General features: G+C 72.5%; 23 protein-coding genes. 16 read left to right on the top strand and 7 right to left on the bottom strand.

Annotated elements, in window-relative coordinates; translation table 11 throughout:
• The first annotated feature begins 126 nt into the window (after positions 1 to 126).
• Together ACFWV2_RS13975 and ACFWV2_RS13970 are read left to right on the top strand one after the other, a co-directional pair.
• Positions 127 to 1,935, top strand: coding sequence for an ABC transporter transmembrane domain-containing protein (locus ACFWV2_RS13975; RefSeq protein ID WP_384405219.1), 1,809 nt, complete (start codon positions 127 to 129; stop codon positions 1,933 to 1,935).
• A complete protein-coding gene (locus ACFWV2_RS13970) occupies positions 1,932 to 3,713 on the top strand; it encodes an ABC transporter ATP-binding protein (protein ID WP_384405218.1) in 1,782 nt (593 codons plus the stop codon). The genes ACFWV2_RS13975 and ACFWV2_RS13970 overlap by 4 nt, the downstream gene beginning before the upstream one ends.
• A 95-nt stretch (positions 3,714 to 3,808) precedes the next feature.
• Here ACFWV2_RS13970 and ACFWV2_RS13965 read toward each other — a convergent pair whose 3' ends face one another.
• Positions 3,809 to 4,600: a metal-dependent hydrolase gene (locus tag ACFWV2_RS13965; protein WP_384405217.1), complete on the bottom strand. Its 792-nt coding sequence runs from the start codon at positions 4,598 to 4,600 to the stop codon at positions 3,809 to 3,811.
• Positions 4,601 to 4,731: 131 nt separating this feature from the next.
• Here ACFWV2_RS13965 and ACFWV2_RS13960 point away from each other — a divergent pair, with 131 nt between their 5' ends.
• Both ACFWV2_RS13960 and ACFWV2_RS13955 read left to right on the top strand, forming a co-directional pair.
• Positions 4,732 to 7,245: a DEAD/DEAH box helicase gene (locus ACFWV2_RS13960; RefSeq protein WP_384405216.1), complete on the top strand. Its 2,514-nt coding sequence runs from the start codon at positions 4,732 to 4,734 to the stop codon at positions 7,243 to 7,245.
• Positions 7,246 to 7,260: 15 nt separating this feature from the next.
• Entirely contained in the window at positions 7,261 to 8,127 is an 867-nt protein-coding gene (locus tag ACFWV2_RS13955) for an acyl-CoA thioesterase (protein WP_384405215.1), read from the top strand.
• A 10-nt stretch (positions 8,128 to 8,137) separates the two neighbouring features.
• Here the strand turns inward: ACFWV2_RS13955 and ACFWV2_RS13950 are convergent, their stop codons facing one another.
• A complete protein-coding gene (locus ACFWV2_RS13950) occupies positions 8,138 to 9,208 on the bottom strand; it encodes an RNA ligase (ATP) (protein WP_384405214.1) in 1,071 nt (356 codons plus the stop codon).
• 120 nt (positions 9,209 to 9,328) lie between these two features.
• Positions 9,329 to 9,553, bottom strand: coding sequence for a DUF6011 domain-containing protein (locus ACFWV2_RS13945; protein WP_384405213.1), 225 nt, complete (start codon positions 9,551 to 9,553; stop codon positions 9,329 to 9,331).
• A gap of 37 nt (positions 9,554 to 9,590) precedes the next feature.
• On the opposite strand from ACFWV2_RS13945, the gene ACFWV2_RS13940 reads away from it, so the two are divergent.
• Entirely contained in the window at positions 9,591 to 10,073 is a 483-nt protein-coding gene (locus tag ACFWV2_RS13940) for a glutathione peroxidase (protein ID WP_384405212.1), read from the top strand.
• Positions 10,066 to 10,863, top strand: coding sequence for a putative protein N(5)-glutamine methyltransferase (locus tag ACFWV2_RS13935; RefSeq protein ID WP_384405211.1), 798 nt, complete (start codon positions 10,066 to 10,068; stop codon positions 10,861 to 10,863). Before ACFWV2_RS13940 ends, ACFWV2_RS13935 begins: the two co-directional genes overlap by 8 nt.
• A gap of 52 nt (positions 10,864 to 10,915) precedes the next feature.
• On the opposite strand, the gene ACFWV2_RS13930 is transcribed toward ACFWV2_RS13935, so the two are convergent.
• On the bottom strand, positions 10,916 to 12,286 hold the full coding sequence (locus tag ACFWV2_RS13930; protein ID WP_384405210.1) for a cytochrome P450: 1,371 nt from the start codon (positions 12,284 to 12,286) through the stop codon (positions 10,916 to 10,918).
• A 165-nt stretch (positions 12,287 to 12,451) separates the two neighbouring features.
• On the opposite strand from ACFWV2_RS13930, the gene ACFWV2_RS13925 reads away from it, so the two are divergent.
• Both ACFWV2_RS13925 and ACFWV2_RS13920 read left to right on the top strand, forming a co-directional pair.
• Positions 12,452 to 12,919 carry a VOC family protein gene (locus ACFWV2_RS13925; protein WP_384405209.1) on the top strand — a complete coding sequence of 156 codons (468 nt, stop codon included), beginning with the start codon at positions 12,452 to 12,454 and terminating at the stop codon, positions 12,917 to 12,919.
• Positions 12,920 to 13,023: 104 nt separating this feature from the next.
• A complete protein-coding gene (locus ACFWV2_RS13920) occupies positions 13,024 to 13,209 on the top strand; it encodes a hypothetical protein (RefSeq protein WP_384405208.1) in 186 nt (61 codons plus the stop codon).
• Positions 13,210 to 13,291: 82 nt separating this feature from the next.
• On the opposite strand, the gene ACFWV2_RS13915 is transcribed toward ACFWV2_RS13920, so the two are convergent.
• The gene (locus tag ACFWV2_RS13915; protein WP_384405207.1) at positions 13,292 to 14,509 is read right to left on the bottom strand and encodes an acyl-CoA dehydrogenase family protein; all 1,218 of its coding nucleotides are present in this window, start codon (positions 14,507 to 14,509) and stop codon (positions 13,292 to 13,294) included.
• Between the two features lie 162 nt (positions 14,510 to 14,671).
• Here ACFWV2_RS13915 and ACFWV2_RS13910 point away from each other — a divergent pair, with 162 nt between their 5' ends.
• A complete protein-coding gene (locus tag ACFWV2_RS13910; protein ID WP_384405206.1) occupies positions 14,672 to 15,319 on the top strand; it encodes a TetR family transcriptional regulator in 648 nt (215 codons plus the stop codon).
• Between the two features lie 9 nt (positions 15,320 to 15,328).
• Here ACFWV2_RS13910 and def read toward each other — a convergent pair whose 3' ends face one another.
• Positions 15,329 to 15,907, bottom strand: coding sequence for a peptide deformylase (gene def / locus ACFWV2_RS13905; RefSeq protein ID WP_384405205.1), 579 nt, complete (start codon positions 15,905 to 15,907; stop codon positions 15,329 to 15,331).
• A gap of 125 nt (positions 15,908 to 16,032) precedes the next feature.
• Here def and ACFWV2_RS13900 point away from each other — a divergent pair, with 125 nt between their 5' ends.
• The 5 genes from ACFWV2_RS13900 (at position 16,033) to ACFWV2_RS13880 (ending at position 20,600) form a co-directional block, all read left to right on the top strand.
• On the top strand, positions 16,033 to 17,280 hold the full coding sequence (locus tag ACFWV2_RS13900) for a MurT ligase domain-containing protein (RefSeq protein WP_384405204.1): 1,248 nt from the start codon (positions 16,033 to 16,035) through the stop codon (positions 17,278 to 17,280).
• Between the two features lie 19 nt (positions 17,281 to 17,299).
• The gene (locus tag ACFWV2_RS13895; protein WP_384405203.1) at positions 17,300 to 18,028 is read left to right on the top strand and encodes a type 1 glutamine amidotransferase; all 729 of its coding nucleotides are present in this window, start codon (positions 17,300 to 17,302) and stop codon (positions 18,026 to 18,028) included.
• 158 nt (positions 18,029 to 18,186) lie between these two features.
• Positions 18,187 to 19,212, top strand: a complete 1,026-nt coding sequence (locus tag ACFWV2_RS13890; protein ID WP_360791398.1) for a 6-phosphofructokinase — start codon at positions 18,187 to 18,189, stop codon at positions 19,210 to 19,212.
• A gap of 105 nt (positions 19,213 to 19,317) precedes the next feature.
• Positions 19,318 to 20,268: a cytochrome c oxidase assembly protein gene (locus ACFWV2_RS13885; protein WP_384405202.1), complete on the top strand. Its 951-nt coding sequence runs from the start codon at positions 19,318 to 19,320 to the stop codon at positions 20,266 to 20,268.
• Between the two features lie 116 nt (positions 20,269 to 20,384).
• Positions 20,385 to 20,600, top strand: a complete 216-nt coding sequence (locus tag ACFWV2_RS13880; RefSeq protein WP_360791726.1) for a hypothetical protein — start codon at positions 20,385 to 20,387, stop codon at positions 20,598 to 20,600.
• A gap of 72 nt (positions 20,601 to 20,672) precedes the next feature.
• On the opposite strand, the gene ACFWV2_RS13875 is transcribed toward ACFWV2_RS13880, so the two are convergent.
• A complete protein-coding gene (locus ACFWV2_RS13875) occupies positions 20,673 to 21,713 on the bottom strand; it encodes a DUF3048 domain-containing protein (RefSeq protein ID WP_384405201.1) in 1,041 nt (346 codons plus the stop codon).
• Between the two features lie 81 nt (positions 21,714 to 21,794).
• Between ACFWV2_RS13875 and ACFWV2_RS13870 the strand changes: the two genes are divergently transcribed.
• Both ACFWV2_RS13870 and ACFWV2_RS13865 read left to right on the top strand, forming a co-directional pair.
• Complete coding sequence (locus tag ACFWV2_RS13870) at positions 21,795 to 22,514, top strand: lysophospholipid acyltransferase family protein (RefSeq protein ID WP_384405335.1); 720 nt, start codon at positions 21,795 to 21,797, stop codon at positions 22,512 to 22,514.
• Positions 22,515 to 22,578: 64 nt separating this feature from the next.
• On the top strand, positions 22,579 to 23,616 hold the full coding sequence (locus tag ACFWV2_RS13865; protein ID WP_384405200.1) for an NAD-dependent epimerase/dehydratase family protein: 1,038 nt from the start codon (positions 22,579 to 22,581) through the stop codon (positions 23,614 to 23,616).
• Positions 23,617 to 23,711 lie beyond the last annotated feature (95 nt).

Raw genomic sequence — 23,711 nt, 5'->3', positions numbered from 1 at the left:
GGGGGAAATTCGATTGCCGCCGGGCCGGGAAGAGGCGAACCTTGCACGGTTTCCATCCCCGCTCCCCGCCGTCGCACACCCCCGGCGCGCGTTTCCCCAGACCACACCCGGAGACCCTGGGACGCCATGCAGATTCGAGATCTTCCGTACGCCGACCCAGGGGTCCCCGATGTCCGCTCGGGCACCCGGCTCCTCGTCTGGCTCGGCCGCCGCCAACTCGCCGGGCAGACGAAGGCCATGCTCTGGGGGCTCCTGCACCACCTGGGCATCGCCGGACTGCCGATCGGCACCGGCATCGCCGTCCAGTCCGTCGTCGACCGCGACGGCGGGCGGCTCGCGCTCGCCGGAGTGCTGCTCGTGGTCATGGGCGCGGCGATCGCCGCCGGTGACGCGATGCTGCACCGCACCGCCGTCACCAACTGGATCACCGCGTCCGCCCGCGTCCAGCAGCTCCTCTCCCGCAAGACCGCCGAGCTGGGCTCCCTGCTGACCCGGCGGGTCGCCGCGGGCGAGGTCGTCACCGTCTCCACCGGCGACGTCGAGAAGATCGGCTGGTTCGTCGAGGCCCTCTCCCGGTTCGCCGCGGGCGCCCTCGTCCTGGTCATCATCTGCGTCGGCCTGCTCTTCTACGAGCCGTCCCTCGGCGTCGTCGTGGCCATCGGCATCCCCTTCCTCGCCCTGTCCGTGCTGCCGCTCCTCCCCCGCGCCACCCGCCGGGCGGACGTCCAGCGCGAGAAGGCGGGCAAGGCCACCGAACTGGCCTCCGACACCGTCGCCGGACTCCGCGTCCTGCGCGGCATCGGCGGCGAGGAGCTGTTCCTCGGCCGCTACCGCGCCGCCTCCCAGGAGGTCCGCAGGGCGGCGGTGCGCAGCGCGCGCATGTGGGCGCTGATCTCCGCGACCCAGGTGGTGCTGCCCGGCGTCCTGCTCATCGTCGTGGTGGCGTACGGGGCGCGGCTCGCGCTCGACGGGCGGATCTCGGTCGGTGAGCTGGTCACCGTCTACAGCACCGTGGCGCTGACCCTGTACCCGCTGCGCAACTTCGAGGAGATCGCGATGGCCTTCTCCTTCTCCCGGCCGTCCGCCAAGCGCGCCGCCCGGGTGCTCGCCCTGACCCGTACGTCCACCACCACCGACGCCGCCGGCGAGGACCGCGAGGTGACCGGCGACCTGTACGACCCGCTGACCGGGCTGCTCGCGCCGGCCGGCCGCTTCACCGCGGTCGTCTGCGGCGACCCGGACCTCGCCGGGCGGCTCGCGGACCGGCTCGGCGGCCACCCCGCCGAACCCGGCACGGACCACACATCGGTCCTGCTCGGCGGGGTCCCGCTCGACGAACTGCCGCTGGAGAGCGCCCGTACGGCCGTCCTCGTCCAGGACAAGGACCCGGTCCTGCTCTCCGGCACGCTCCACGAGCTGCTCGACGTGCCCCGCTCCGGCGAGGTGCTCCCCGGGCAGGCCCTGGCCGCCGCCCGGTGCGAGGACGTCCTCGACGCGCTGGCGCAGGCCTCCGTGGACACCGACGGCGATCCGATGACCACCCGGATCACCGAGCGGGGCCGGTCGCTCTCCGGCGGCCAGCGGCAGCGGCTCGCGCTCGCCCGGTCCCTGGTGACCGACCCGGGGGTACTCGTCCTCGACGAGCCCACGTCGGCGGTCGACGCCCACACCGAGGCCCGGGTCGCCGCCGGCATCAGCGAGCTGCGCGAGGCCAGGACCACGGTGGTCCTCGCCTCCTCGCCGCTGCTCCTGGACCGCGCCGACCGGGTCGTGCTGGTCCACGAGGGCCAGGCGGTCGCCGTCGGCACCCATCGGGAGCTGCTGGCGCGGGAGCCCCGCTACCGCGCGGTCGTCACCCGCGAGACCGACGAGGAACTCGGCACGGCGGTCCCCCGCCCCGGCGGGATCGAAGCACTGGAAGGGGAATCGGCATGATCGGCCTGGCGCCGCCCGACTACGACCCGGCGGCCCCGACGACGGCGACGACGCTGCCCGTCGCCGCCCCCGCGACCGTCCGCGACTACGTCCGCGAGCTGCTGCACCGCCACCGCCGGGCGTTCGCCGTGCTCATCGGGGTGAACACGGTCGCCGTGATCGCCTCGATGGCCGGCCCGTACCTGCTCGGCTCGGTGGTGGACGACCTGGCCTCGGGAGCGCGCGAGCTGCGTCTGGAGCGTACGGTCGCGCTGTTCGCGGTCGCCCTGGTCGTCCAGACGTTCTTCGTGCGTCTCGTCCGGCTGCGCGGGGCGATGCTCGGCGAGGAGATGCTGGCCGACCTGCGGGAGGACTTCCTCGTGCGTGCGGTCGGTCTGCCGCCGGGCGTCCTCGAACGGGCCGGTACCGGCGATCTCCTCTCCCGGATCACCACGGACGTCGACCGGCTGTCCAACGCGATGCGCGAGGCCGTGCCCCAGCTGGCCATCGGCGTCGTGTGGGTGGGGCTGCTGCTCGGCGGCCTCGCGGTGACGGCGCCTCCCCTGGCGCTGGTCGCGCTGCTCGCGGCGCCGCTGCTGGTCGTCGGCTGCCGCTGGTACTTCAAGCGGGCGCCCTCGGCCTACCGCTCGGAGTCGGCGGGCTACGCGGCGGTGGCCGCCGCGCTCGCCGAGACGGTCGACGCGGGCCGCACGGTCGAGGCGCACCGCCTCGGCGCCCGCCGGATCGCCCTGTCGGACCGGCGCATCTCCGAATGGGTCGCGTGGGAGAGGTACACGCTCTTCCTGCGCTCGGTGCTCTTCCCCGTCGTCAACCTCACCCATATGACGGTGCTCTGCTCCGTGCTCCTGTTCGGCGGGGTGTTCGTGCTCCAGGGCTGGATCGACGTCGGCCAGCTGACGACGGGCGCCCTGCTGGCGCAGATGCTGGTGGAACCGATCGGGATCGTGCTCCGCTGGTACGACGAGCTCCAGGTCGCGCAGGTGTCCCTGGCGCGGCTCGTCGGCGTCCGGGACATCGAGCCGGAGGCGGGCGACGCGGAGGTGCGGCCGGAGGGCCGGGCCGTCCGGGCCGACGAGGTCAGGTTCGGCTACCGCGAGGGCGTCGACGTGCTGCACGAGGTGACCCTCAAGGTGGCGCCCGGCACCCGGCTCGCGCTCGTGGGCCCGTCGGGTGCGGGCAAGTCCACCCTCGGGCGGCTGCTCGCGGGCATCTACGCCCCGCGGACCGGTTCGGTCACCCTCGGCGCCGCGGAACTGGCGCGGATGCCCGCCGAGCGGGTCCGTGAGCACGTGGCCCTGGTCAACCAGGAGCACCACGTCTTCGTGGGCACGCTCCGGGACAATCTGCTCCTGGCGAGGACCGGGGCGTCCGACACCGAGCTGTGGGCGGCGCTCACGGCGGTGGACGCGGAGGTCTGGGCCCGGGGTCTCGACGAGGGCCTGGACACCGAGGTCGGCTCGGGCGGCAGGTCCCTCACCCCGGCGCAGGCCCAGCAGATCGCGCTGGCCCGCCTCGTGCTCGCGGACCCGCACACCCTGGTCCTCGACGAGGCGACCTCGCTGCTCGACCCGCGGGCGGCCCGGCACCTGGAGCGTTCGCTCGGCCGGGTCCTGGACGGGCGCACGGTCGTCGCCATCGCGCACCGGCTGCACACCGCGCACGACGCCGACCTGATCGCGGTGGTCGAGTCCGGGCGGATCAGCGAGCTCGGCAGCCACGCGGAACTGGTCGAGGCGGACGGGGCGTACGCGGCGCTGTGGCGGTCCTGGCACGGCTGACCGTCCCGGCGGAGACGGGAGGGGACCCGCACCGGTCGTCCGGTGCGGGCCCCCTCGTCGCGCACGCCCCCGTCCGCGTACCCCTTCCGTACCCCTCAGATGAACCCGAGGGCGGAGGCGCCGCCCGCGCCGCCCAGGAGCATGAAGGCGGGCATCAGGACCTTGAGCTCGACCCAGCTGCCGGCCCGGAAGCGCATGGCCTTCGGCGGGCCGATCGGGTACCAGCGTTTCCGGCCGACCGGGATGGGCCACAGGATGGGGCAGCCGGAGACGGTCAGGGCGTCCCCGATGTCGTGGACGAGGGCGCCGAGGACGATCGGGAGGCCGAGCCACAGGTATTCCTGGCCGGGGCCGGTGAAGAACCAGTCGGCGCCGTTGCCGGGCTGGTCGAGGACGCCCGCGAGGATCCAGGCGCTGGTCGCGCCGAGCAGCCAGACCAGGACGTCGCTGGACATCCGGGCGGCCCGCCACAGCAGGCCCTCCACCGCGAGCACCAGATGGACGAAGAGGAGGGCGAGCACCGCCCACCGGCCGCCGGTGACCGCCGCGGCGGAGGCCCCGCCGCCGATGAGGACCGCCCAGAGCCAGGTGTGGGTGAGGGTCCGGTGCCCGCCCGACCGGCGGGGGTCGGCGGTGGAGCGGGTCGCCTTGTAGACGGCGTACGACAGCTTGTCGACGATCTCGCAGAGGAGCTTGGAGACCGGCCCGAAGGCGCGGGAGATGGTCGCGGACTTGTGGTCGAGGTCGGGGGCGAGGGCGGCCCCCGCGCAGATGAGCGCGCCGACGACGAGAACCGGCCAGGGCATCGGCCGGTCGTAGGCCGCCGCCAGCGCTCCGACGCCCAGCCAGGCCGCCGCTCCGGACAGCGAATGCGCCGGTCCCATCATGGTCGGTCCGCCCCGTTTCTCCCCTGCCGGCGCTCAGTTGACGACCGGTCGACGGACGAGCCTATCGTCCGTGATCTTGGCTGCCTGTGGCCGGTTCCCTCATCCGAGCGGAATCCAGGCAAGATGGGGGCGTGACCCTTATCGATCAGCTGCCGCCGACCGCCGACCCCGACGCCCTTTTCGAGGCCTTCTCCTCCTGGGCCGAGGACCGGGGCATCACGCTCTACCCGGCCCAGGAAGAGGCGCTGATCGAGGTCGTCTCCGGGGCCAACGTGATCTTGTCCACGCCCACCGGGTCGGGAAAGTCACTGGTCGCGGCGGCGGCGCACTTCACCGCGCTCGCGAACGACCAGGTGACGTTCTACACGGCGCCGATCAAGGCGCTGGTGTCGGAGAAGTTCTTCGACCTGTGCAAGCTCTTCGGCACCGAGAACGTCGGCATGCTGACCGGCGACGCGTCCGTGAACGCGGACGCCCCGATCATCTGCTGCACCGCCGAGGTGCTGGCGTCGATCGCGCTGCGGGACGGCCGGTACGCCGACATCGGCCAGGTCGTCATGGACGAGTTCCACTTCTACGCCGAGCAGGACCGCGGCTGGGCCTGGCAGATCCCGCTCCTCGAACTCCCCCAGGCGCAGTTCGTCCTCATGTCGGCGACGCTCGGCGACGTGTCGATGTTCGAGAAGGACCTGACCCGGCGCACGGGCCGGCCGACCTCCGTGGTCCGCTCCGCGTCCCGCCCGGTGCCCCTCTCCTACGAGTACGTGCTCACCCCGATCACGGAGACCCTGACGGAGCTCCTGGAGACCCGCCAGGCACCGGTCTACATCGTGCACTTCACGCAGGCGCAGGCCGTCGAGCGCGCGCAGTCGCTGATGAGCATCAACATGTGCACCCGCGAGGAGAAGGACAGGATCGCCGAGCTGATCGGCAACTTCCGCTTCACCACCAAGTTCGGCCAGAACCTCTCGCGTTACGTCCGCCACGGCATCGGCGTGCACCACGCGGGCATGCTGCCGAAGTACCGGCGGCTCGTCGAGAAGCTGGCCCAGGCGGGCCTGCTCAAGGTGATCTGCGGCACGGACACCCTCGGCGTGGGCGTGAACGTGCCGATCCGCACGGTGCTCTTCACCGCCCTCACCAAGTACGACGGCACCCGGGTGCGCACGCTGCGCGCCCGTGAGTTCCACCAGATCGCGGGCCGGGCCGGCCGGGCCGGCTTCGACACCGCCGGGTACGTGGTCGCCCAGGCACCCGAGCACGTCATCGAGAACGAGAAGGCGCTCGCCAAGGCCGGCGACGACCCGAAGAAGCGCCGCAAGGTGGTCCGCAAGAAGGCCCCCGAGGGCTTCGTCGCCTGGAGCGACACCACCTTCGAGCGGCTCATCGGCGCCGAGCCGGAGCCGCTGACCTCCCGCTTCAAGGTCACCAACATCATGCTGCTCTCGGTGATCGCCCGGCCGGGCGACGCCTTCGAGGCGATGCGCAAGCTCCTCGAGGACAACCACGAGCCGCGCAAGGCGCAGCTGCGGCACATCCGCCGGGCCATCGCGATCTACCGCTCGCTGCTCGACGGCGGGGTCGTGGAACAGCTGCCCACCCCGGACGCCGAGGGCCGCAGGATCCGGCTGACGGTCGACCTCCAGCAGGACTTCGCGCTCAACCAGCCGCTGTCGACGTTCGCGCTCGCCGCCTTCGACCTGCTCGACCCGAAGTCCCCCTCGTACGCCCTGGACATGGTCTCCGTCCTCGAGTCGACGCTCGACGACCCGCGCCAGATCCTCGCCGCCATGCAGAACAAGGCGCGCGGCGAGGCCGTCGGGCAGATGAAGGCGGACGGCGTCGAGTACGAGGAGCGGATGGAGCGGCTCCAGGACATCTCGTACCCGAAGCCGCTGGAGGAGTTGCTCTGGCACGCGTACAACGTCTACCGGACGTCGCACCCGTGGGTCGGCGACCACCCGGTGTCGCCGAAGTCGGTGATCCGCGACATGTACGAACGGGCGATGACCTTCACCGAGTTCACCTCCTGGTACGAGCTGGCGCGGACCGAGGGCATCGTCCTGCGCTACCTCGCGAGCGCGTACAAGGCGCTCGACCACACCATCCCGGACGACCTGAAGACCGAGGACCTGGAGGACCTGATCGCCTGGCTGGGCGAGATGGTGCGCCAGGTGGACTCCTCGCTGCTCGACGAGTGGGAGCAGCTCGCCAACCCGGAGGTCCAGACGGCCGAGGAGGCCCAGGAGAAGGCCGACCAGGTCAAGCCGGTCACGGCCAACGCCCGCGCCTTCCGGGTCCTGGTGCGCAACGCCATGTTCCGCCGGGTGGAGTTGGCCGCCCTCGACAACCTGACCGCGCTCGGGGAGCTGGACGCCGAGTCCGGCTGGGACGCGGACGCGTGGGGCGACGCGATGGACGCGTACTGGGACGAGTACGACGACCTCGGTACGGGCCCGGACGCGCGCGGCCCGAAGCTGCTCGCCATCGAGGAGGACGCGGCGCACGGCCTGTGGCGCGTCCGGCAGACCTTCGCCGACCCGAACGGCGACCATGACTGGGGCATCAGCGCGGAGGTGGATCTCGCGGCCTCCGACGAGGAGGGCCGCGCGGTGGTCCGTGTGACGTCCGTCGGACAGCTGTAGAAGGGGAGTTCAGCCGTGACGAATCCCGCCGAGAGGCTCGTGGACCTGCTCGACCTGGAGCAGATCGAGGTCAACATCTTCCGTGGGCGCAGCCCGGAGGAGTCGCTGCAGCGGGTCTTCGGCGGGCAGGTCGCCGGGCAGGCCCTGGTGGCGGCCGGACGCACCACGGAGCGCGACCGGCCGGTGCACTCGCTGCACGCCTACTTCCTGCGGCCGGGCCGGCCGGGGGTGCCGATCGTGTACCAGGTGGAGCGGGTGCGGGACGGGCGCTCCTTCACGACCCGCCGGGTCACGGCCGTGCAGGAGGGGCGGACGATCTTCAATCTCACGGCTTCCTTCCACCAGCCGGAGGAGGGTGCCTTCGAGCATCAGCTGCCGCCGCGGCACCTGACCGACCCGGACAGCCTGCCGAACCTCGCGGACGAGATCCGCGAGCACCTCGGGGCGCTGCCGGAGGCTTTGGAGCGGATGGCCCGCCGTCAGCCCTTCGACATCCGGTACGTGGACCGGCTGCGCTGGACCGCGGAGGAGGTCAAGGGCGCGGACCCGCGCTCCGCGGTGTGGATGCGGGCCGTCGGTCCGCTGGGCGACGACCCGCTGGTCCACACCTGCGCCCTGACGTACGCCTCGGACATGACGCTCCTGGACGCGGTCCGGATCCCGGTCGAGCCGCTCTGGGGCCCGCGCGGCTTCGACATGGCCTCGCTCGACCACGCGATGTGGTTCCACCGCCCGTTCCGCGCGGACGAGTGGTTCCTCTACGACCAGGAGTCCCCGATCGCCACGGGCGGCCGGGGACTCGCGCGGGGCCGGATCTACGACCGCGAGGGCCGGCTCCTGGTGTCGGTGGTGCAGGAGGGCCTGTTCCGCGCGCTCGGTTGAGCCCTCTGTCTCACTCGTACTCGGTGCCGCCCTTGCGGGTGAGGTAGGCCGGGCTGACCGCCTTGGCGATGGCCCGGCCGCCGACGACCGGGCTGTAGCGCTCGGTCGCGGGCCGGATGACGACGCCCTCCCGCAGGTGCGCCGCCCGCCCGGAGACGGTCTCCCGGCCGGTCGCGTGGGCGAGGACGGTGTCCAGGTCGTACGGGCCGGAGTACAGCCGCGGGACGAGCGGGACCTCGCCGGCCTCCAGGACCTCCGCGGGGTCCAGCCAGTGCACCCTGCCGTCGATCTCGGCCGAGACGTCGAAGAGCGCGTAGCCGACGGTCGCGGACCGGGCGTCGGCGCCGTACGCGAGGTCCTGAACCCCGGAGCCGTACACCTCACCGAAGAGGCCGACGCGGCGGGCGCCGAGACGTTTCGCCAGCCGCTCGGCGACGGCGGGCAGGCCGTGGCCGTGGACGGCGCGCCAGTACAGGTTGCGCGGGTCCTCCGTGAGGGCCAGACCCTTCGCCCCGAAACCCTTCGACGAGACCTGGACCCGCCCCTCCTCGGCGTGGTAGGTCAGCAGGCAGGCCGTGCCGTGCAGCTTCTCCGTCAGGACGACGGGCTCCCCGGGCTCGAAGATGCCGGGGTAGCGCTGGAGGTTCTCGATGTCGACCCAGGACAGCAGGTCGGGCGCGGCCTCGACGTCGCCGCTCATCGTCGGCGGTATCGGCGGCGCCCACTTGACGATGCCGAGCGTCTGCGCGAAGTCGGTCCCCTCGGCCACGGCCCGTGCCAGGTCGACGTCCCCGAGCGCCCCGGGCCTGCACACGATCCCCTGCGAGAGCTCCCCTCGCAGCCGCACCGCCTTCACCCGGTCCGACTGCTTCCCGGCGAGCCGTCCGGTGAGCCCGAGCTCGTCGACGAGCGCGGCGGGCAGCACGGCCTGCTCCGGGATGTAGACGGCGACGTCGCCGGTCCGGTAGGCGCCCTTGGCGACGACGGCCCGGTAGAGCCCGACCTGGGCCAGTTCCAGGGCGTCGGCGTTCGGATGGGGGTGGACGGTGAGGACTTCGGCGGTGACGCGCAGGGTGGACATCTCAGGACTCCGGTAGCTCGGGTTTCGCTCTCATCGGCGCCCACTCTGCTGGCCGGGGAAACAGCTGGGCCAGCGGTTTGCGGACTGGTAGCGTCACCGGGTTCCGGCTGCCCGACTGCCTTACAGGGCGCGGTCGATGCCCGGCAGGGCGTCCTGCTCGACCTCGTGGCGGCGGGCGCGGATGTCGGGGGCCGGGGGGTGGAGTTTCGCGTCGCAGGTCGGGCCGAGACCGGTGCGGCGCGAGTCCGCGCCGGTGAGGGGCCGGCCGCAGAGGCGGCAGCGCACCCGGCGCGGCCCCTCCTCCGGCGCGGAATCGAAGTCGATTGCCAGCGGTTCGTCTCCCATGTTGAGATCAAACCCCATTTCCCTCAAGGAGCAGTCCATGAGTCTGTACGATATTCCGCTGACGTCCCTGACCGGCGAGCCGGTCTCCCTCGCCGACTACCGGGACCGCGCGGTCCTGGTGGTGAACGTGGCCTCCAAGTGCGGGCTGACCCCGCAGTACGCCGGTCTCGAGCGGCTGCAGAAGGAGTACGGGGAGCGCGGTCTCACCGTGCTCGGGGTGCCCTGCAACCAGTTCGCGGGCCAGGAGCCGGGCAGCGCCGAGGAGATCCAGACCTTCTGTTCGGCGACGTACGGGGTGTCCTTCCCGCTCCTGGAGAAGACCGACGTCAACGGTGAGGCCCGCCACCCGCTCTACGCGGAGCTGGTCAAGACCGCCGACGCCGAGGGCGAGGCCGGCGACGTCCAGTGGAACTTCGAGAAGTTCCTGATCGGCCGCGACGGCCACGTCACCCGCTTCCGTCCGCGCACCGAGCCGGACGCGCCCGAGGTCGTCGCCGCGATCGAGGCCCAGCTTGCCTGAGACGGGCGTCGTCGACCGGCTGCGGGCCGCGGGCTGTGTCTTCGCCGAGGAGGAGGCGGAGATGCTGCTGGCGGCCGCCTCCGGGCCCGACGAGCTCGACCTGATGGTCGAGCGGCGGGCCGCGGGGCTGCCGCTGGAGCACGTCGTCGGCTGGGCCGCGTTCGGCGGGTTGCGGATCGAGGTCGACGGCGGGGTCTTCGTCCCCCGGCGGCGTACGGAGTTCCTCGTCGGGCGCGCGGTGGAGCTGGCACGGCCGGGCGCCGTCTGCGTCGACCTGTGCTGCGGCTCCGGCGCCGCGGGCGCGGTGCTGCTCGACCGGGTCCGGGGCGCGGAGGTGCACGCCGCGGACATCGAACCCGCGGCGGTGCGCTGCGCCCGGCGGAACGTCGAGCCGCGCGGCGGGCGGGTGCACGAGGGCGATCTCTTCGCTCCGCTGCCCGCGGAGCTGCGGGGCCGGGTCGAGATCCTGGTCGCCAACGTGCCGTACGTACCGACCGACGAGATCGGGCTCCTGCCCGCGGAGGCACGGGACCACGAGCCGCTCGTCACGCTGGACGGCGGCCGGGACGGTCTCGACGTGCTGCGCCGGGTCGCCGCCGGGGCGCCGGAGTGGCTGGCGCCCGGCGGACACCTCCTCGTGGAGACCGGCGAACGGCAGGCGGAGGGGGCCGTGGAGGCCCTCGCGGAGGTCTCGGGCGGCCTGCTCGCCCCCGAGGTGATCACCTCGGAGGATGGGTGGGCGACGGTCGTCGTCGCGACCCGACGGCAGGGCGACGGACGGGCCGGCTAGGGCATCACGTCCGGAGCATGCCGGGCTCACGGTCCGACCCCGACGAAGGACGTCAGGCCGTCCTGGGCGTGAGGCGGCAGCGGGCCGGGCCCGTGGCCTGGAGGGTGATCGCGGGGGCGACGGGCACCTCGGTGTCGACGGCCTCGAAGCCGTACCGCTGGAGGATCATCGCGAGGGCGATCACCGACTCCAGCATCGAGAAGTGCTGGCCGATGCAGGCGCGGGGGCCGCCGCCGAAGGGGAACCACGCGTACCGGGGGCGGGCCGCCTCCGCCTCGGGGGTGAAGCGGTCCGGGTCGAAGCGCTCCGCGTCCTCCCAGTAGTCCGGGTGGCGGTGGGTGACCCAGGGGGCGACGATGACGTCCGCGCCCGCCGGGATGGTGACCCCGCCGATCCGGGTGGCGGCGACGGCGCGGCGCCCGATGACGGGGGCTGCGGGGAAGAGCCGCATGGCCTCCTTGAGGACCTGGGTGACGTAGGGCAGAGCGTCCAGGTCGGCGGCGCCGGGATCGCGGCCGCCGAGGACGCGGTCCACCTCCTCGTGGGCCCGCTTCTGCGCCTCCGGGTGGAGGGCGAGCAGGTGCAGGGCGAAGCCGAGCGAGGTGGCGGTCGTCTCGTGGCCGGCGAGCAGGAAGACGAGGACCTGTTCGCGCAGCTCGGTCGCGTCGAAGCTGCCGTCCTCGGCGCTCTCGGCCTCGGCGAGGAGGGTGAGGAGGTCGTCGCCCTCACCGGGGCCCCGGTCGGAGACCCGGCGCTGGGCGATGATGCGGTCGCAGACCTCGTACAGGGCCTGGTGGACGGCGGCGGCCTTGCGGTTGCCGGGAGTGGGCCAGTCACGGGGCACGTTCACCGGGGAGTAGCCGCGGCGCAGCACGTAGGCGCCGAGTTCGGGGAAGCTGCGCTCGACGATCTCGACGGCGGCGTCGACGTCCGTGCCGAAGAGGATGCGGGCGACGGCGCGCAGGGCGAGGCGGGCCATCTCCTGGAGGACGTCGACGGTTCCGGCGCCGTCCTTCCACTCGCCGGTGAGGGTGGTGACCTCGGCGGCGACGGCGGAGGCGTAGCCGTCGACGCGGCGGCGGGTGAAGAGCGGCTGGACGAGCCGGCGCTGGCGGAGGTAGTCCTCGTCCTGGCTGGTGAGCAGCCCGTTGCCGAAGGACTCGCGGACCTCCTGGTAGAAGTGGTTGTCCTTGCGGAAGTTGGCCGATTCCCCGGCGAGGACCTGCTGAGCGCCGTCGGCGGAGAAGACTCCGTAGACGACGGATCGCATGCCGGGCGGTCCCGCGGTGATCCGCACGACGTCGCCGTGCTCGCGCCGGGCGCGCAGGAAGGTGCCGAGGGAGTCGTTCTTGAGGTCGAACATGGAGCCGAGCAGCGGCAGTCCCGCGAGTTCGGGTGCTTCGGTACCGGTGGTGATGGTCATGGACGGTTCCCCCTCGATCGTCGCCTGCGGGGCGATTGTCCCCCCGTGAAGTAACCCACAGGTAGCAGGAGCCGAACACCCGGCCGGATCTGGCCGGTTGGCTTGTTCCGATCCTCATGCTCCCGCCGTTCCGCCGTTGTCAGTGGCGTCTGAGAGCCTCGTCCCATGGAGCGACCCGAGCTGACCCTGCAACTGACGATCGACTGCGCCGACCCCCAGCGGCTGGTGCCCTTCTGGCTGGAGGCCCTGCGGTACGTCCCGGATCCGCCGCCCGCCGGGAACGCCACCTGGCGGGAGTACTGGGCGGCGATCGGCGTGCCCGAGGAGGAGCTGGGCGACGACGCCGGGGAGCTGCCGGAGTCCATCGTCGACCCGAGGGGCGTCGGGCCCCGGGTCTGGTTCCAGCGGGTCCCGGAGCCCAAGACCGTCAAGAACCGGGTCCATCTGGACCTCAAGGTCGGCGGCGGCCGTGACGTCCCGCTCGCCCTGCGCCGGGAGCGGGTGGACGGGGAGGTGTCCCGGCTCACAGCGCTCGGCGCGTCCGTCCTCTACACGATGGACGAGCCGAACGGCATGGACTACTACGCGGTGGTCCTCCAGGACCCGGAGGGCAACGAGTTCTGCCTGGTGTGAGGTCGCTCGCCACGCCCCCCGGCCGCACTCCGGCCGGGGGGCGTGGCGGATCCCACGTCTGTCGGAGACCAGGTCTGTCGTACCCAGCGCCTACGCTGGACGTCATGTCCGATACCCCTCCGCACACGGGGGCCCCTGGCCCCACCGCCCTGAACGACGCGATCCGCACCCTCTGGGTCCGCGCCGGTGAGGAGCGTCGCCCGCTGACGGCGGACGAGCAGCGGATCTACCAGGTGCTCGTGGCCGCCTGGACCGATGCGGTACAGACGGGGCAGGAGCTCGCCGCCTGAGCGGCGGCCCTCCGGCGCGCATGCCGACGGCCCCGCACCGAGCCGGTGCGGGGCCGTCGGCATGTCGTCCTCGTCTGCTCCGCTACTTGGCGATGGCCCGGCTGATCACCATGCGCTGGATCTCGCTCGTGCCCTCGAAGATCGTGTAGATGGCGGCGTCGCGGTGCATCCGCTCCACCGGGTACTCGCGGGTGTAGCCGTTGCCGCCGAGGATCTGGATGGCCTGGGCGGTGACCTGCTTGGCGACCTCGCTGGCGTAGAGCTTCGACATGGAGCCCTCGGCCGCCGTGAAGGGCTTGCCCGCCGTGGCCATCCAGGAGGCGCGCCAGACGAGGAGGCGGGCCGCGTCGATCCGGGTGGCCATGTCGGCGAGCTGGAAGGCGACGCCCTGGTTCTCGATGATCGGACGGCCGAACTGCACCCGGGTCTTCGCGTAGTCCAGGGCCACCTCGTACGCGGCGCGGGCGGTGCCGACGGCCATGGCGCCGACCGCCGGGCGGGAGGCCTCGAAGGTGGCCATGGCGGCGTTCTTCACCCTCTCGCCGCCTCCCGCCTTCGCCTTCTCACGGGCGCGGGCGAGGCGCTCGTCCAGCTTCTCCTTGCCGCCGAGGAGGCAGTGGCCGGGGACGCGGACGTCCTCGAGGACGACCTCGGCGGTGTGGGAGGCGCGGATGCCGTGCTTCTGGAACTTCTGCCCCTGGGAGAGGCCGGGGGTGTTCGGCGGGACGATGAAGGAGGCGTGGCCCTTCGAGCCCAGCTCGGCGTCGACGACGGCGACGACGACGTGGACGTTGGCGATGCCGCCGTTCGTCGCCCAGGTCTTGGTGCCGTTGAGCACCCACTCGTCCTTGGCCCCGTCGTACACGGCGCGCGTCCGCATGGAGGCGACGTCCGAGCCGGCGTCGGGCTCCGAGGAGCAGAACGCGGCGACCTTGATGTCGTTCGCGTCGCCGTACATCTGCGGGACCCAGGTGCCGATCTGCTCCTCGGTGCCGTTGGCGAGGACGCCGACGGCGGCGAGGCCCGTACCGACGATGGAGAGGGCGATACCGGCGTCGCCCCAGAAGAGCTCCTCCATCACCATCGGGATGCCGAGGCCGGTGGGGTCGAAGAACTGCTGGGCGTAGAAGTCGAGCGAGTAGATGCCGATCTTGGCCGCTTCCTGGATGATCGGCCAGGGAGTCTCCTCACGCTCGTCCCATTCGGCGGCCGCGGGGCGCATCACCTCGGCGGCGAAGCCGTGGAGCCAGTCGCGGACCTGCTTCTGGTCCTCGTTGAGTTCGAGCGTGAACTCGCCCATGTTCCCTCCCGGCTGTATGTTACTTGCGGTAACAGCAGTCTGTTACCGGCGGGTATGGGCTGTCAACCAGCCGCGCAGCCCTTCGGCCCGGCCAGCACCAGGCACCGGGCGGGTGTTACGTTGCGACAGCCTCACGGAATCGCACGGGCGGGGAGACACGCTATGGACATCGCACACCGGACCACCGACCAGCAGACGCCCGCCGAGCAGCGGCGACGCGAACTGCTGGAGGCGGCGGACCGGGTGGTGCTCCGGGAGGGCCCCAAGGCGTCCATGAACGCGATCGCGGCCGAGGCCGGTATCACCAAGCCGATCCTCTACCGCCACTTCGGCGACAAGGGCGGTCTGTACCGCGCCCTCGCCATCCGGCACACGGACGCCCTCCTGTCCGCCCTGCGGGCCGCGCTCGACGCCCCCGCCGACCGCCGCCGCCGGGTCGAGGCCACCCTGGAGACCTATCTCGCCTCGATCGAGGCGATGCCCCAGGTCTACCGCTTCCTCATGCACCCGGCGGAGGAGTCGCACCAGACCGAGCAGGGCTTCGACGTCGGCCGCCACTCCGCGCCGCTGCTCCGTCGCATGGGCGAGGAGCTCGGCCAGGTCATCGCCGAACGCGTCGACCTCGGCCCCGGCGCCGAGGTCCAGGCCCGGATCTGGGGCCACGGCATCGTCGGCATGATGCACGCGGCCGGCGACTGGTGGCTCGGCGAACGCCCCTGCTCCCGCGCCGAACTCGTCCGCAGCCTCGCCGACCTCCTGTGGGGCCGCCTCGCCCAGGCGGACGACCGTCCGGACGGACCCGGGTTCTAGGAAGTCCCCTCAGCTCCCCGAGAACCCCGGGGACTCCAGCACTCCCGCCCCGCTCCCCCACGGCTCCTTGCGGATCGAGCGGAGGAGACGTGACTTGCGCCACCCGGTGACCCGGTCCGCGTAGACCCCGCCCTCCAGGTGGTCCGTCTCGTGCTGGAGGCAGCGGGCGAAGAAGCCCGTGCCCTCGACACGGACCGGCGTCCCGTCCACCCGTACGCCCTCGACCACCGCGCGGTCGTGACGGGGCGTCGGGGCTTCAAGGCCCGGCAGGGAGAGGCAGCCCTCCGGGCCCCGGACCACCTCGCCGTCCGCCTCCACCAGGCGCGGGTTCACCACATGGCCCAGGTGGCGGTTCTCCTCGTCGTCGGGGCAGTCGTACACGAAGACGCGCAGGCCCACGCCCACCTGGTTCGCCGCCAGGCCCACGCCGTTCGCCGCGTACATCGTGGCGAACATGTCCTCGACGAGCCGGGCCAGTTCGGGTCCGAAGTCGGTGACGGGCGCACAGGGCCGGTGCAGCACGGGCTCGCCGAGCAGGGTCATCGCCCGGACGAGGCCGGAACTGCCGGGGATGGGGCGGTTTCGCATGCCGGTAAGGGTACGGTCCGCGTGACCTGGCTGTTTCGCACGGCCACTCGGCGGTGCCGCTGTTCGGGCTGCTGGCCGGATCTCGATAGGCTGAGCCCGGACCGACGCAAGGAGGAACAAGAACGATGTCAGGACACCCCGGTAATCCAGAGCCGCTGTCGCCGCGCGCCAAGCTGGCCGTGACGGCGGGCAGGGCCGCGGCCGCGGTGTCGCGGGCGGCGGGGCGCGGCAGCGGTTCGGTGATCGGCGGCAAGGTGGCGCTGAAGCTCGACCCCGACCTGCTCGGCCGGCTCGCGCAGCATCTGGACGTCGTCCTGGTGTCGGCGACCAACGGCAAGACGACGACCACCCGGCTGATCGCGGAGGCCCTGCGCGCCGCGGGCCCCGTCGTCTCCAACGCCCTCGGCGCCAACATGCCCGCCGGCATCACCTCGGCGCTGGCCGGCGGCTCGGACTCCAAGTACGGCGTCATCGAGGTCGACGAGAAGTACCTCGCCGGGGTCGCCCGCGACACCACGCCGAAGGTCATCGCGCTGCTCAACCTCTCCCGCGACCAGCTCGACCGCGCCGCCGAGACCCGGATGCTCGCCGAGAAGTGGCGCGAGGGCCTCAACGGCACCAAGGCCGTCGTCGTCGCCAACGCCGACGACCCGCTCATCGTGTGGGCCGCCTCCTCCTCGCCGAACGTGGTGTGGGTGGCCGCGGGCCAGGAGTGGAAGGACGACGCCTGGTCGTGCCCCGCCTGCGGCGGTGTGATGCAGCGCCCGGGCGACGACTGGTTCTGCGGCGAGTGCGGCTTCCGCCGCCCCGCGCCGAGCTGGGCCCTCAGCGGCGACCACGTGCTCGACCCGCACGGTTCGGCCTGGCCGATCCGGCTCCAGCTGCCCGGCCGCGCCAACAAGGCGAACGCCACCAGCTCGGCCGCCGTCGCCGCCGTCTTCGGGGTGCCGCCTCAGGTCGCCCTGGAGCGCATGTACCAGGTGCAGGCCGTCGCCGGACGCTACGACGTGGTCTCCTTCCAGGGCCGCGACCTGCGGCTGCTGCTCGCGAAGAACCCGGCCGGCTGGCTGGAGACGTTCTCGCTCATCGACGGGCCGCCCGCCCCGGTGATCCTCTCCGTCAACGCCCGCGGCGCCGACGGAACGGACACCTCCTGGCTGTGGGACGTGGACTACGGGCGGCTCGCCGGCCACCCGATCATGGTGATCGGCGACCGGAAGCTGGACCTCGCGGTCCGGCTGGAGGTCGCGGGCGTCGACTTCCGCGTCTGCGAGACGCTCGACGAGGCCGTCGCCATGGCCCCGCCCGGGCAGATCGAGCTGATCGCCAACTACACCGCCTTCCAGGACGTCCGCCGCCGCGTCGGCAACTGACCCGTAGAGGACATGCAGCATGACTGACAGCAGCCTGCGCCTGGTCTGGGTCTACCCGGACCTGCTCAGCACCTACGGCGACCAGGGCAACGTCCTCGTCGTCCAGCGCCGCGCCGAGCAGCGCGGTCTCAGCGTCGAGCGCGTCGACGTCCGCAGCGACCAGCCGGTGCCGACCTCGGGCGACATCTACCTGATCGGCGGCGGCGAGGACCGTCCGCAGCGGCTCGCGGCCGAGCGGCTGCGGCGCGACGGCGGTCTGAGCCGGGCCGCCTCCAACGGCGCGATCATCTTCTCGGTCTGCGCCGGCTACCAGATCCTGGGCCACGAGTTCATCAACGACATCGGCGAGCGGGAGACCGGTCTCGGTCTCATCGACGTGATCTCGACCCGCGGCGAGGGCGAGCGGTGCGTCGGCGACGTCCTCGCGGACATCGACCCGCGGCTCGGCCTCCCCCAGCTGACGGGCTTCGAGAACCACCAGGGCATCACCCACCTCGGCCCGACGGCCCGGCCGTTCGCCCGGACGGTGCTCGGCAAGGGCAACGGGACCGGCGACGGCACCGAGGGCGCGTACAACGACACCGTCTTCGGTACGTACATGCACGGTCCCGTCATGGCCCGCAACCCGCAGATCGCGGACCTGCTCCTGAAGCTGGCCCTCGATGTGAACGCGCTGCCGCCGACCGACGACCGCTGGTACGAGGCGCTGCGCGGCGAGCGCATCGCGGCGGCCACCCAGCCCGCCTGAGCCGTCCCGCGGGCCTCCGTCGGTCCCTCGTACGAACGTACGTTGTCCACTGTGCGGACATCCGGTTCGGCCCCGTCACCCTGCGGCTATAGGGTGGCGGGGATCCAGCCGGACGACGTGGTCCGGGAGTCGGCCCACGTTGCAAAGGTTTATGGGCTATGCGCATTGGCGTGCTCACCTCCGGCGGAGACTGCCCCGGTCTGAACGCTGTCATCCGTTCCGTCGTGCACCGAGCCGTCGTCGACCACGGTGACGAGGTCATCGGCTTCCTCGACGGGTGGAAGGGCCTTCTGGAGGCCGACTACCGCAAGCTCGACCTCGAAGCGGTGGGCGGCATCCTGGCCCGGGGCGGCACCATCCTCGGCTCCTCCCGGGTCCAGCCCGCGCACCTGGTCGACGGTGTCGAGCGCGCCCGCGGCCACGTCGCCGACCTGGGGCTCGACGCGATCATCCCGATCGGCGGCGAGGGCACCCTGAAGGCGGCGAACCTGCTCTCCGAGGCGGGCCTCCCGATCGTGGGCGTCCCGAAGACCATCGACAACGACATCGCCTCCACCGACGTGACCTTCGGCTTCGACACGGCCGTCACCGTCGCGACCGAGGCTCTCGACCGGCTGAAGACCACCGCCGAGTCCCACCAGCGCGTCCTCGTCGTCGAGGTCATGGGCCGTCACACCGGCTGGATAGCGCTGCACTCCGGCATGGCCGCCGGCGCCCACGCCGTCGTCGTCCCCGAGCGCCCCTTCGACATGGACGAGCTGACCGCCCGGGTCGGCGCCCGCTTCGCCGACGGCAAGCGCTTCGCGATCGTCGTCGTCGCGGAGGGCGCGAAGCCGCGCGAGGGCTCGATGGAGTTCAAGACCGCGGGCACCGACATCTACGGCCACGAGCGGTTCACCGGCGTCGCCAACCAGCTCTCCGTCGAGCTGGAGCGGCGGCTGGGCAAGGAGGCCCGCCCGGTGATCCTCGGGCACGTCCAGCGCGGCGGGACCCCGACCGCGTACGACCGGGTCCTCGCCACCCGCTTCGGCTGGCACGCGGTCGAGGCGGCGCACCGCGGCGAGTTCGGCATGCTGACCGCCCTGCGCGGCACGGACATCACGATGGTTCCGCTGGCCGAGGCCGTGGAGACGCTCAAGACGGTCCCGGCCGACCGCTACGCCGAGGCGGAGTGCGTGCTCTGACCCGGCACCCGTGCGTGACAGCCGCCCCCGGTCGCAGTCGCGGCCGGGGGCGGTTCTAGTCTGGTGCGGACAACAAGCACGAATCGGGCTCCAGGAGTGCACACGATGGATCACAGCGGGCACGGCATGACCACGGATCTGCCGCCGTTCACGCTGGGGCGGGGCCTGGAGTTCTCTCCCGACCTCTTCTTCCTGGTCGGCTGTCTCACGGCGCTCGGTCTGTACGGGTGGGGCGTGGCGCGGCTGCGGCGGCGCGGGGACGCGTGGCCGGTGAGCCGGACGGTGTTCTTCGCGGTCGGCGTGCTGACCATCGCCCTCGTCATGTGCACCAGGCTGAACGACTACGGCATGGTCATGTTCAGCGTGCACATGGTGCAGCACATGGTGATCTCCATGCTGTCGCCCATCCTGCTGCTCCTCGGCGCGCCGGTGACACTCGCGCTGCGGGCGCTGCCGGTGGCGGGCCGAGGTTCCACGGGGCCGCGCGAGCTGCTCCTGAAGCTGCTGCACAGCCGGTACATGAAGGTGATCACGCACCCGGGCTTCACGATCCCGATGTTCATCGCGAGCCTGTACGGGCTGTACTTCACGCCGCTCTTCGACTTCCTGATGGGATCGAAGCCCGGCCACATCGGGATGATGATCCACTTCCTGATGGTGGGCGTGGTCTTCTTCTGGCCGATCATGGGCGTGGACCCGGGCCCGCACCGGCCGGGCTACGTGATGCGGATGCTGGAGCTGTTCGCGGGCATGCCGTTCCACGCCTTCTTCGGCATCGCCCTGATGATGGCGTCGGAGCCGATGGTCCAGGCGTACGCGAGTCCGCCGGCCTCGCTGGGGATCGACGCGCTCGCCGACCAGAACGCGGCGGGCGGCATCGCCTGGGCGTTCAGCGAGATCCCGTCCGTGCTCGTGCTGATCGCGCTGGTCTACCAGTGGTACCACTCCGAGCAGCGGCAGGCGGTACGCCAGGACCGCAAGGCCGACCGGGACGGGGACAAGGAGCTGGAGGCCTACAACGCGTATCTGGCCTCGCTCCAGACCCGGGGGCGGTGACCCCGCCCAGGCGCTCGGCGCACGCTGGGGCGTCCGGGGAGTAGCGCGCGCCCCGCTCCCGGGGTCACGATGGTCGGGACGGCTTCCGTGACCTCGGTCGGGAGGAGGGCGGACTGATGTCCGGTTCCACGAAGACGATGGCGGTGCTCACCTTCGCCGCGCTGGTGCTGACGACGGCGTACACCGTGGCGCTCGGCAGCAGCGGCTGGCTGTGGTTCGGCTGGCTGGTGCTGGGAATGGTCACGATCGGGCTGGCCGCGTCGGACGGCGCGGCGGGCCTGTCAGGACCCCGCCGCCGACCGCCGACCGGCTCGGGTCCCGTACGTCCCTGAGTCACCGCGACCGACCGGCTCGGGAGTCGTACGTCCCTGGCTCACCGCGACCGGCTCGGGTCCCGTGCGTCCCTAGCCCTTGGGGGCCAGGAGTACCCAGGTCTGCCCCGGTGCGAAGGCCAGTGGCGCTCCGTCCGGGGTGGTGTAGGTGGTGCCCGACGACGCCGAGGGACGGGACCAGCGGGCCTCGTGGGCGCGTCCGTCGCGCAGGACGAGCGCGGTGCCTCTGCCGACGGTCTCGGTGTACGGGGACACCGCGCCGGTGCGGTCCTGGAAGTCGGAGGGCCGGACGGTGACGCGCTGGACGACGACCGTCGACGGGTTCAGCGGTCCGGTGTCCGTGGCGCGGGCCGCGCGGCCGTCCATCGCCACCCGCCAGCCGCGGTCGGCGGCGGACCAGGTGAAGGTGTAGCGGGCGGCGGGGAAGCGGACGGTCTCCGAGTCGGCCCGGGTACCGCCGGCCGGGGCCGGCCCGAAGCGGAAGCCGATGTCGGAGGCGTCCCGGGCCCCGGGGTCGGTGGCGAGGGCCCGTTCGGGCCGCAGGTAGAGGTTGTGCGGGGCCGCCCGGTCCGGGGAGCGCCGGAAGGCCCCGGGGGCGGTGGCCTCGGTGACGGGGTGGAGCGGCGCGGACCGCAGCAGGGGGTTCAGGGCGGACTGCGCCCCCGAGTAGGCGAGGACCGGCCGTCCGAAGGCGCCGAGCAGCTCGATGTCGGATTCGCGGGCGCTGCGGACGGGCCCCGCGAGCTCCGGGAGGCGGGAGGAGTAGACGGCGAGGAGCCGGGTGACCCCGCCCTCGACCTGTTCCACGTAGACGACGTCGGCCGCGCCGAGTCCGGTGTGGGGGCGGGCCGCTGTCACGTTGTCGATCTTGACGGCGAGCACGGGTGCGGGCCGGGCGGGAAGCCCCGTGAGCGGCGACCGACCGCTGGACGCCGGTGACGTGGGTACCGGTGTCGTGGGCGCCGGCGCCGTGGTGGCCGGCGAAGGCGTCGGTACCGGGGTGGGTTTGGGAGGGCCGGAGTCGGAGCAGCCGTACAGCCCGGCCGCCGTCAGCGCGCACACCAGCGCGGTGAGGACGCGGCCGGGGCGTCTGGCCCCGCGCTCGCCCGTCATGGTGACTGCTCCTCCACCAGTGGACCACGGGGCCGCACACGGATACAACGTGGCGTGACGGACGACGAACGGGGGTTGCGGGTGTTCTACCACCTGATGAAGTACGTAATGCTCGGACCGCTCCTGAAGCTGCTCTTCAGGCCGCGGATCGAGGGGCTCGAACACATCCCTGAGGAGGGCGCGGCGATCGTCGCGGGCAATCACCTCTCCTTCTCCGACCACTTCCTGATGCCGGCGGTGATCGACCGGCGGATCACCTTCCTCGCGAAGCAGGAGTACTTCACCGGGCCGGGGATCAAGGGCCGGCTCACGGCCGCGTTCTTCCGGGCGGCCGGTCAGATCCCGGTCGACCGGTCGGGCAAGGAGGCCGGGAAGGCGGCGATCCGTGAGGGGCTCGGTGTGCTGGAGCGCGGCGAGCTCCTCGGCATCTATCCGGAGGGGACGCGCTCGCCCGACGGGCGGCTCTACAAGGGGAAGGTGGGGGTGGCGGTGATGGCGCTGACGGCCGGGGTGCCGGTGGTGCCCTGCGCGATGGTCGGCACGTTCGAGATCCAGCCGCCGGGGAAGGTCCTGCCGAGGATCCGCCGGGTCGCCATCCGGTTCGGGGAGCCGCTGGACTTCTCCCGGTTCGCCGGGTCGGCGGACCAGAAGACGGTGGTCCGCGCGGTGACCGACGAGATCATGTACGAGGTCCTCCGCCTGTCGGGTCAGGAGTACGTGGACGAGTACGCGGCGACGGTGAAGGCCGCGGGGACGGACGACGGGGAGGCCCCGCGAAAGTTCCCCCGGACGGAACGCTGAGGGCGGATCCGCGCACGGCGCAACGCCCTGGGCCCGGGCACCGGGCGGCCGTAGCGTCCCTGCCATGACCAAGGGAAACGCGTTCGTGCTGGGTGCGACGGGACAGGTGGGACGGGCGGCCGTGCGGGCCCTCGTCGCGGACGGCTGGGAGGTGACGGCCGCCTCGCGGGGCGGTGTCAGGGACGAGAGGTGGCCCGGCGAGGTCCGGTCGGTGCGGCTCGACCGCACCGAGGAGGGGGCGCTCGCGGCGGGGCTCGGCGAGGGCTGTGACGTGCTCGTCGACATCGTCGCGTACGACGCCGGGCACGGCGGGCAGCTGACCGGTCTCTCCGACCGGATCGGCTCGGCGGTGGTGGTGTCGAGCGGCGCCGTCTACGAGGACGAGAAGGGCCGCAGCTTCGACACCCAGGACCAGCCGGACGGCATTCCCGCCTATCCGGTGCCGGTGGCGGAGGACTGGCCGACGGTCGCGCCGGGCGACACCTCGTACAGCACGCGGAAGGTGGCCCTGGAGCGGGAGTTGCTCGCGGCCGGTGACGCGCTGCCGACGACGCTGCTGCGCGCGGGCGCCGTCCACGGGCCGTACTGCCCCGGTCCGCGCGAGCTGTGGTTCGTGAAGCGGGCGCTCGACGGGCGGCCGGTGCGCCTTCTCTCGTACGGCGGCGCCTCACGGTTCCATCCGGTCCACGTGGACAACCTGGCGGAGCTCGTCCGGCTCGCGGCGTCTAATCCGGCCAGCCGGGTGCTCAACGGCGCCGACCCGGAGGCGCCGACGGTGGCGGAGATCGGGGCGGCGATCGACGGGGTCATGGGAGCGGCGAGCGAGACGGTGCTGATCGAGGGGCCGCCACCGGAGGGCATCGTGGGGCTGACCCCGTGGACGTCGCCCCATCCGGTGGTCTACGACATGACGGCGGCGGAGCGGGAGTTGGGGTACCGGCCGGTGGTGTCGTACGCCGGGTCGCTGCCGGAGACGGTGGAGTGGCTCACCGGGCACCTGGCGGGGCGGGAGTGGCGGGAGGCCTTTCCCGGTCTGGCCAAGTACGGGGTGGACTTCTTCGATTACGCGGCGGAGGACGCCTGGCTGGCCGCCCGGCGGTGAACGCCGGGCGTGGGGGGGGGACGGCGTCCCCACCCACCCCCGGTGCCGCGGGCCCCAACGGCCCCGGGGGGGGGTGGGGGGCGCAGGGCGGGTGC

The sequence above is a fragment of the Streptomyces sp. NPDC058671 genome (genome assembly GCF_042716475.1).
Taxonomy (GTDB): Bacteria; Actinomycetota; Actinomycetes; order Streptomycetales; family Streptomycetaceae; genus Streptomyces.
The sequence above is the reverse complement of the archived record's forward strand: the minus strand, read 5'-3'. Positions and strand labels throughout refer to the sequence as shown.

What these genes read in the sequence shown, in the direction of transcription:
- ACFWV2_RS13975 (WP_384405219.1), top strand. Translation starts at nt 127, where the DNA reads ATGCAGATTCGAGATCTTCCGTACGCCGACCCAGGGGTCCCCGATGTC.
- ACFWV2_RS13970 (WP_384405218.1), top strand. Translation starts at nt 1,932, where the DNA reads ATGATCGGCCTGGCGCCGCCCGACTACGACCCGGCGGCCCCGACGACG.
- ACFWV2_RS13965 (WP_384405217.1), bottom strand. Translation starts at nt 4,600, where the DNA reads ATGATGGGACCGGCGCATTCGCTGTCCGGAGCGGCGGCCTGGCTGGGC.
- ACFWV2_RS13950 (WP_384405214.1), bottom strand. Translation starts at nt 9,208, where the DNA reads ATGTCCACCCTGCGCGTCACCGCCGAAGTCCTCACCGTCCACCCCCAT.
- ACFWV2_RS13945 (WP_384405213.1), bottom strand. Translation starts at nt 9,553, where the DNA reads ATGGGAGACGAACCGCTGGCAATCGACTTCGATTCCGCGCCGGAGGAG.
- ACFWV2_RS13940 (WP_384405212.1), top strand. Translation starts at nt 9,591, where the DNA reads ATGAGTCTGTACGATATTCCGCTGACGTCCCTGACCGGCGAGCCGGTC.
- ACFWV2_RS13930 (WP_384405210.1), bottom strand. Translation starts at nt 12,286, where the DNA reads ATGACCATCACCACCGGTACCGAAGCACCCGAACTCGCGGGACTGCCG.
- ACFWV2_RS13925 (WP_384405209.1), top strand. Translation starts at nt 12,452, where the DNA reads ATGGAGCGACCCGAGCTGACCCTGCAACTGACGATCGACTGCGCCGAC.
- ACFWV2_RS13920 (WP_384405208.1), top strand. Translation starts at nt 13,024, where the DNA reads ATGTCCGATACCCCTCCGCACACGGGGGCCCCTGGCCCCACCGCCCTG.
- ACFWV2_RS13915 (WP_384405207.1), bottom strand. Translation starts at nt 14,509, where the DNA reads ATGGGCGAGTTCACGCTCGAACTCAACGAGGACCAGAAGCAGGTCCGC.
- ACFWV2_RS13910 (WP_384405206.1), top strand. Translation starts at nt 14,672, where the DNA reads ATGGACATCGCACACCGGACCACCGACCAGCAGACGCCCGCCGAGCAG.
- def (WP_384405205.1), bottom strand. Translation starts at nt 15,907, where the DNA reads ATGCGAAACCGCCCCATCCCCGGCAGTTCCGGCCTCGTCCGGGCGATG.
- ACFWV2_RS13900 (WP_384405204.1), top strand. Translation starts at nt 16,033, where the DNA reads ATGTCAGGACACCCCGGTAATCCAGAGCCGCTGTCGCCGCGCGCCAAG.
- ACFWV2_RS13895 (WP_384405203.1), top strand. Translation starts at nt 17,300, where the DNA reads ATGACTGACAGCAGCCTGCGCCTGGTCTGGGTCTACCCGGACCTGCTC.
- ACFWV2_RS13890 (WP_360791398.1), top strand. Translation starts at nt 18,187, where the DNA reads ATGCGCATTGGCGTGCTCACCTCCGGCGGAGACTGCCCCGGTCTGAAC.
- ACFWV2_RS13885 (WP_384405202.1), top strand. Translation starts at nt 19,318, where the DNA reads ATGGATCACAGCGGGCACGGCATGACCACGGATCTGCCGCCGTTCACG.
- ACFWV2_RS13880 (WP_360791726.1), top strand. Translation starts at nt 20,385, where the DNA reads ATGTCCGGTTCCACGAAGACGATGGCGGTGCTCACCTTCGCCGCGCTG.
- ACFWV2_RS13875 (WP_384405201.1), bottom strand. Translation starts at nt 21,713, where the DNA reads ATGACGGGCGAGCGCGGGGCCAGACGCCCCGGCCGCGTCCTCACCGCG.
- ACFWV2_RS13865 (WP_384405200.1), top strand. Translation starts at nt 22,579, where the DNA reads ATGACCAAGGGAAACGCGTTCGTGCTGGGTGCGACGGGACAGGTGGGA.